The organism is Isoptericola sp. NPDC057391 (assembly GCF_042668085.1).
GTDB lineage: Bacteria > Actinomycetota > Actinomycetes > Actinomycetales > Cellulomonadaceae > Isoptericola.
On sequence record NZ_JBHVBO010000223.1, the window covers coordinates 1 to 6034 of the forward strand.

Annotated in this window: 5 protein-coding genes; 1 reads left to right on the forward strand and 4 read right to left on the reverse strand. The window is 72.8% G+C overall.

Annotation, left to right across the window (positions count from 1 at the left end):
• Nucleotides 1–66 precede the first annotated feature (66 nt).
• The 4 genes from ACFUVW_RS18900 to ACFUVW_RS18915 all read right to left on the reverse strand — a co-directional run bounded on the left by ACFUVW_RS18900 (nucleotide 67) and on the right by ACFUVW_RS18915 (nucleotide 4297).
• Nucleotides 67–2385 carry an immune inhibitor A domain-containing protein gene (locus ACFUVW_RS18900; protein ID WP_430572848.1) on the reverse strand — a complete coding sequence of 773 codons (2319 nt, stop codon included), beginning with the start codon at nucleotides 2383–2385 and terminating at the stop codon, nucleotides 67–69.
• Between the two features lie 167 nt (nucleotides 2386–2552).
• A complete protein-coding gene (locus ACFUVW_RS18905) occupies nucleotides 2553–2939 on the reverse strand; it encodes a DUF5655 domain-containing protein (RefSeq protein WP_430572849.1) in 387 nt (128 codons plus the stop codon).
• Nucleotides 2940–2968: 29 nt separating this feature from the next.
• Nucleotides 2969–3466 carry an NUDIX domain-containing protein gene (locus ACFUVW_RS18910; RefSeq protein WP_430572850.1) on the reverse strand — a complete coding sequence of 166 codons (498 nt, stop codon included), beginning with the start codon at nucleotides 3464–3466 and terminating at the stop codon, nucleotides 2969–2971.
• 48 nt (nucleotides 3467–3514) lie between these two features.
• A complete protein-coding gene (locus ACFUVW_RS18915) occupies nucleotides 3515–4297 on the reverse strand; it encodes an SDR family oxidoreductase (protein WP_430572851.1) in 783 nt (260 codons plus the stop codon).
• Between the two features lie 492 nt (nucleotides 4298–4789).
• On the opposite strand from ACFUVW_RS18915, the gene ACFUVW_RS18920 reads away from it, so the two are divergent.
• Nucleotides 4790–5857, forward strand: coding sequence for a 3-deoxy-7-phosphoheptulonate synthase (locus ACFUVW_RS18920; protein ID WP_430572852.1), 1068 nt, complete (start codon nucleotides 4790–4792; stop codon nucleotides 5855–5857).
• Nucleotides 5858–6034: the final 177 nt, after the last annotated feature.

The following is a 6034-nucleotide window of genomic DNA, read 5'->3' on the forward strand; positions in this document are numbered from 1 at the left end:
GGACCGCAGGCGTGCGGTCCCGTCCGGGCCTCTCTATCTCGCGGACCTGCCTTCTCTATCTCGGGGTCAGCCGCGGTTGCGGGGCGTGGTGACGTCCACCGTCATCACGCCGTTCTTGCCGTTGACGGCCTTGACCTTGATCTTCGTGCCCGTGCCGCCCACGATGACCGACCCGCCCGGGTTGGTCTCGTCGTAGTACGCGTACGGGTCCTTGTCGTTGAAGACGTTCTCCGCACGCTCCTTCCACGTGCGCAGCGTCGTCATGCCCGCCTCGGTCTCCCGGTGCAGGGAGAACGCGTCGGACTTGCCGAGGCCGAACGTCGCGTCGAACGCCTGGATGCGGTTGCGGGCGACCGTGCCGTCCGACCACCGCAGCGCCTGCGCGTTCGCGTCGACCGGCAGGGCCTGCCCGCCGCCCGGGTGCTGCGACGTGTTGTTGTCGCCGTAGAAGCTGTTGACGTACCAGACCAGCAGGCCGTCCTGGTACGGGAAGTGCTCCACGGTGTTCGGCTTCGACGCGGTCCAGCCGAAGTTGTACGGCCCGGTCTGCAGGGTCGTGTCGTAGCCGGCGTACTGCCGGTTCTCCGCCACGTAGTAGTGCGAGTACTCGACCTCGTACGTGCCGTCCGCGCCGATGACGTGGAAGCCGTCGTTCGTCCAGCCCTCGAACCCGTCGGCGAAGTCCTCCGTCAGCGCGTCGCCCACGGCCACGTCGTCGACCATGAGCCCGGGGCGGTTGAGACCGCCGTCGCTCTGATAGCGGAAGCGGACCTGGGCGTCCTGGCCGGCGAGGTCGGCGAGGTCGGCGGTGAGGTCCACCCACTTCTTGCCCGAGTCCCCGGAGATGCCGCCGTTCGCGTCCGCGTCGGAGAGGTTCGTCGTGAGCGACTCCCAGCTGGTGCCACCGTCGGTCGAGACCTCGGCGAACGCATGGTCGTAGCCGGGCTCGATGTCGTACTGCACCTTGGCGGTGAGCGACGCCCCGTCGGGCACGGTGAACGACGGCGACGTGAGCGTGTAGTTCGCGTTGCTGCCGGTGCCGGAGTAGGCGAACTGCCCGTCGTACGGCTCGACGCCGAGGTCGACGTCCTTGACGCCGTCCGGCAGGTTCACGACGACGGCCTGGGGCTTCGTCGTCGCGTGGTACGACGGGCCGAGCTTGACGGTGGCGCGCTCGCCCTGGTCGACGGTGGTGTAGTCGAGCCAGCCCAGGAACATCTTCTCCGTGGCGCCCATGTGGTTCGGCGTGGTGCCGATGGTGCCGTCGCCGTGGCCGAGCCACGAGCCGGAGCTCATGAGGTTCCAGAAGCCGGTGCCGTTCTCGCCGCCCTCGGTGTCGTAGTAGTCGGGCAGACCGAGGTCGTGGCCGAACTCGTGCGCGAACACGCCCAGGCCGCCGTTCTCCGGCTCCGTCGTGTAGTCACGGATCCAGACGTCCGAGTCGCCGATCTTGATGCCGCCGACCTTCTCGTAGTCCGCCGGCCCGTCCGTGCCGAGCGGGTTGACCGCCCACCGGTGCGACCAGATGGCCGACTCCGGGGCGCCGGCCTCCTCGCCCTCGCCCGCGTGGATCGCCTGGAAGTGGTCGATGTAGCCGTCCGACTCGTCGAAGATCCCGTCGCCGTCGATGTCGTAGCGGTCCCAGACGTCGAAGGACTGCAGGTACTCGGCGATCTCCTCCGCCGTCTTGCCCTGCGCGAGCTGGTCGGCGTACCACGCGTCGGCCGCGTCCTGGACGAAGCGCGTCATGTCCGTGTTCGACTCGGTCTGCCCGTACGACGCCGAGTTGAACGGCACGGTCACCCAGTCGGAGACGTCGCCCTGCAGGTCGAAGCGGCCCGACGACATCTCGTCGTAGACGCCGGCGAACGACTCGCCGTTCTGGTCCTCCAGCCCGGTGAAGAACATCTCCTCGTAGTGCTCCTGCGAGAAGTCGGGCTCCCAGTAGGTGGAGTTGTCGCTGCGCGTGGGCTCGGGGATCTCGTTGTGCTTCGGCCCGGTCTGCGGGGCGTCGGGGAAGCGCGGGTCGGCCTGGTCGCCGAAGTCGACGAGGAACGTGAGCAGCTGCGCCGTCTGCTCGGTCTCGTACTCGACCCACTGGTTCTTGCCGACCTTCACCGACTTCGACGTGTGGGCGCCCTTGCCCAGCGTCTGCACGGTGGCGTCACCCATGGCGACGCGGTCGACGGCCTCCTGCTTGAGGGCGGTGCGCTTCTCGGCCAGCGGGTCGGGCCGGTCGTCCTCCTTGACGTGCGCCGCGGGGTCGGACGGTGGGGCGTCGGACGCGGGCGCCGAGGACGCCGACGCCGCGATGCCGGGAACGAGGACGGCGGCGGTCAGCAGTGCTCCCGCTGCGCCGAACGCGCTCGTGGTGCGTGCTCTCACGGTTTTTCCTCCAGGGGTGTCGGAGCGACCCGGCCGTGGGGGCCGGGCACCGTCGTGCCGGGGCGCGTCGGTGCGCCGGGGCAAACTGTGGCGGGGCACACATAACCACTTCCGCGTTTCACCCGCGAGACGAACGGGGGACGGGTCCCCGACCGGGACGGACGTGCTCAGCCCGCGGCGTCGTACGCCTCGCGCACCCAGGCGGCGACCTCCTCGTCCAGCTCGGCGACGTCGTGGACCTCGACGTGGTGCGTCCATGCGCCGGACGTCGGGTGCACCACCTGCTTGATGCGCGGGGAGCGGTCCTCGCGGGCGAGGACGAACGAGACGACGGCGGGCGCGTCGACGTGGTCGCGCACCCCCACCCACGGCGGCCAGACGAACGCGAACCCGCGCCGGCGGCGGAACGCGACCTGCGTCTTCGTGGTGCGCGTCGTGACGTCGTCGCCCGTCACGCCGGCGACGAGGTCCGCGAACGCCCGGCAGATCGCCAGGCCGGTCGGGGAGTGCGCGAACAGCTCCTCGGGGGTGGACGGCGTGGCGGGGGTCGGCACGGCGCGCTCCTTCGCGGGTCGGTGGACGGTCAGCGCACGAAGTAGGGGGCCCCGGAGCCGGCGGCGAGCCAGCCGAGGGCGTGGCCGAGCCGCTCCGCGGAGGAGGGCGCGAGGTCCGACGGGACGTCGTCGGGGGCGAACCACGCGACGTCGGTGGACTCGTCGTCGGCGACGTGCGCCCGCGCCGCGGCGGCGGGGCTCGCCGCCCGGCACAGGAAGCACAGGTCGAGGTACCGAGAGCGGTCCCCGTTCGGGTACTCGACCGGCGGGGTGACGGTCACCGCCACGAGCGCGTCGACCACGACGTCGACGCCCGTCTCCTCGAGCACCTCGCGGGCCAGCCCGACCGCCGGGTCCTCGCCCGGCTCGAGGATGCCCGACACCACCGCCCACAGGCCGTTGTCGGCCCGGCGGCCGAGCAGCAGCCGGCCCTCGTCGTCGAGCACGACGGCGGACACCCCGGGCAGCCACAGCAGGTCGTGGCCGACGTGGGAGCGCAGCGCGGCGACGAAGTCGGGGACGGGCACGACGTCGACCCTACGGGGGTCCGCCGCCGGCCGCCGGGCCGCCGGTCGTCATGCGACGAGCGACTGCCCGCCGTCGACGAACACCTCCGTGCCGGTCACGTGGCTGGCCGCGTCGGACACGAGGTAGGCGATGGTCGCGGCGACCTGCGCGGCCACGCCCGGCTCGTCGCCCGTGAGCGGGATCTGCCCCTCGGGGTACTCGGCGGGCACGCCGAGGCCGTCGGTGTGCCGCTGCTCGGTGTTGTCGTCGATCTCGGTGTCGATCGCCCCGGGGCACACGGAGTTGACGCGCACCCCGCGCGGGCCGAGCTCGACGGCGGCCATCCGCGCGAACGCGACCTGGCCGGCCTTGCTGGTCGCGTAGGCGGACGCGCCGGAGTTGCTGAACGTGCGGGTGCCGTTGACGGACGAGACGACGACGACCGCGCCGCCCTGCCGCACCAGCAGCGGCACGGCGAACCGCACGGTGTGGAACGTGCCGGTGAGGTTCGTGGAGATCGTGTCCGCCCACTCCTGCGGGGCCAGCTCCTCGAGCGGGGCCCAGACGCCGTTCACGCCGGCGTTGGCGACGACGACGTCGAGCCGGTCCAGCTCCGCCTCGACCCGGGCGAGCACGTCGCGCACCGCGGCGGCGTCCGCGACGTCGGCGGACACGGGCAGCACCGTGCCGCCGTCGCGCCGGATCTCGTCGGCGACGTCCTCGGCGCTCTCCTGGCGGTGCCCGAGCGCGACCACCGTGGCTCCCTCGCGGGCGAGGAGCACCGCCGTCGCGCGCCCGATCCCCGACCCCGCGCCCGTGACCAGCGCGACCTTGCCCTCGAGACCCTGCATCGTCCCCACCCTCCGTGCTCGACTTCGTGCTGGATCGCTCGACCGTCCCGACGCTAGGGACGCGCCCGGATGCTCGCGCGGCGGTCGTGATGCGGGCGGACCGGATGATGGACGCGAGTGGACGGACCCGGGAGGTACGACGTACCGTCGTGGCCGTGGACATCCGTTGGTATTGGCGCTTTACGCCGGCTCCGGTAGGGGCTCGGCGGGCTGACGCCTGACCGACACCACTTCACCGGAGCCAGCACAGGGCCTGGGACGCATGTCGCGTCCGGGCCCTTCGTCGTCAGACGGGCCGCTCCGGTCGGGCATGGACACGGTTCGAGCAGCCGCCGCGACGACGACGCCGAGCCCCACCCCGACCGCCCCGCCGCCGACCCCTCCAGGAGCCCCGCGATGAGCACCGCCACCGGCACCACGCCCGCCACCACCGCCCACCCTGCGCCGTCCGAACTCGCACCGTCCGAACCCGGCCGGCCGCATACTGACCTGATGGCAGAGACCTCCGACCTGCGGGTCCGCGCGCTCGACCCGCTGCCCGCCCCGGGCGTGCTGCGGGCGGAGCTGCCGCTGGGCACCCCGCGCAGCGACCTCGTCACGACGTCCCGCCGCGAGGTGCGCGACGTCCTGCGCGGCGAGGACGACCGCCTGCTCGTCATCGTCGGCCCGTGCTCCGTCCACGACCCGGCGGCCGCGCTGGACTACGCCCGCCGGCTGGCACCGGTGGCACGCGAGCTGTCCGACGACCTGGTCGTCGTGATGCGGGTGTACTTCGAGAAGCCGCGCACCACGGTGGGCTGGAAGGGCCTCATCAACGACCCGCACCTGGACGGCTCCCACGACGTGCACCACGGCCTGCGCCTGGCGCGCGAGGTGCTGCTGGGCGTGCTCGACGCGGGCGTGCCCGCCGCGTGCGAGTTCCTCGAGCCCACCAGCCCGCAGTACATCGCCGACGCCGTGACCTGGGGCGCGATCGGCGCGCGCAACGCGGAGTCGCAGGTGCACCGGCAGCTCGCGTCGGGCCTGTCGATGCCGGTCGGGTTCAAGAACGCGACGGACGGGGACGTGCAGATCGCCGTCGACGGCTGCATCACGGCAGCGAGCGAGCACACCTTCTTCGGCGCGGACGCGCAGGGGCGTGCGGCCGCCGTCGAGACGACCGGCAACCCGGACTGCCACGTCATCCTGCGGGGCGGGCGCGGCGGCCCGAACTACTCCGAGAAGGACGTGGCGGACGCCCTGTCGGTGGCGCGCACGTCCGGCCTCGGCGGGGCCGTGGAGGCGGGCGTCGTGGTGGACGCGTCGCACGGCAACTCCGGCAAGGACCACGTGCGGCAGGCCGAGGTGGTGCGTGAGCTCGCGGCGCGCGTCGCCGACGGCGAGCGGGACGTCACCGGCCTGATGATGGAGAGCTTCCTCGTGGCGGGCGCGCAGAAGCCGGGCCCGCTCGACGGGCTGGTGTACGGCCAGTCCGTCACCGACAAGTGCCTCGACTGGGACACCACCGCCGATCTGCTCGGCGTCCTCGCCGGCGCCGTGCGGCAGCGTCGCGAAGCCTGACCGGGCCGGGCGGGAGTGACCCGCCGCACAGGCCGGCGACCCATCCGGGCCGGCCTCGGTGCCGAACCCCTGTCGTCCCCGGAACGGCCGGGGCGAGGCGAGAGGGAGCCGGGCCGCGGCATGACGTCGTCCTCTGTGGGCGCCGCACCGCCGGCGACGACACGGTCGCCCGCGGTG

Bases quoted from the DNA above. Each gene is read 5' to 3' on its own strand.
- ACFUVW_RS18915 (WP_430572851.1), bottom strand. From the start codon at position 4,297: ATGCAGGGTCTCGAGGGCAAGGTCGCGCTGGTCACGGGCGCGGGGTCG.
- ACFUVW_RS18920 (WP_430572852.1), top strand. From the start codon at position 4,790: ATGGCAGAGACCTCCGACCTGCGGGTCCGCGCGCTCGACCCGCTGCCC.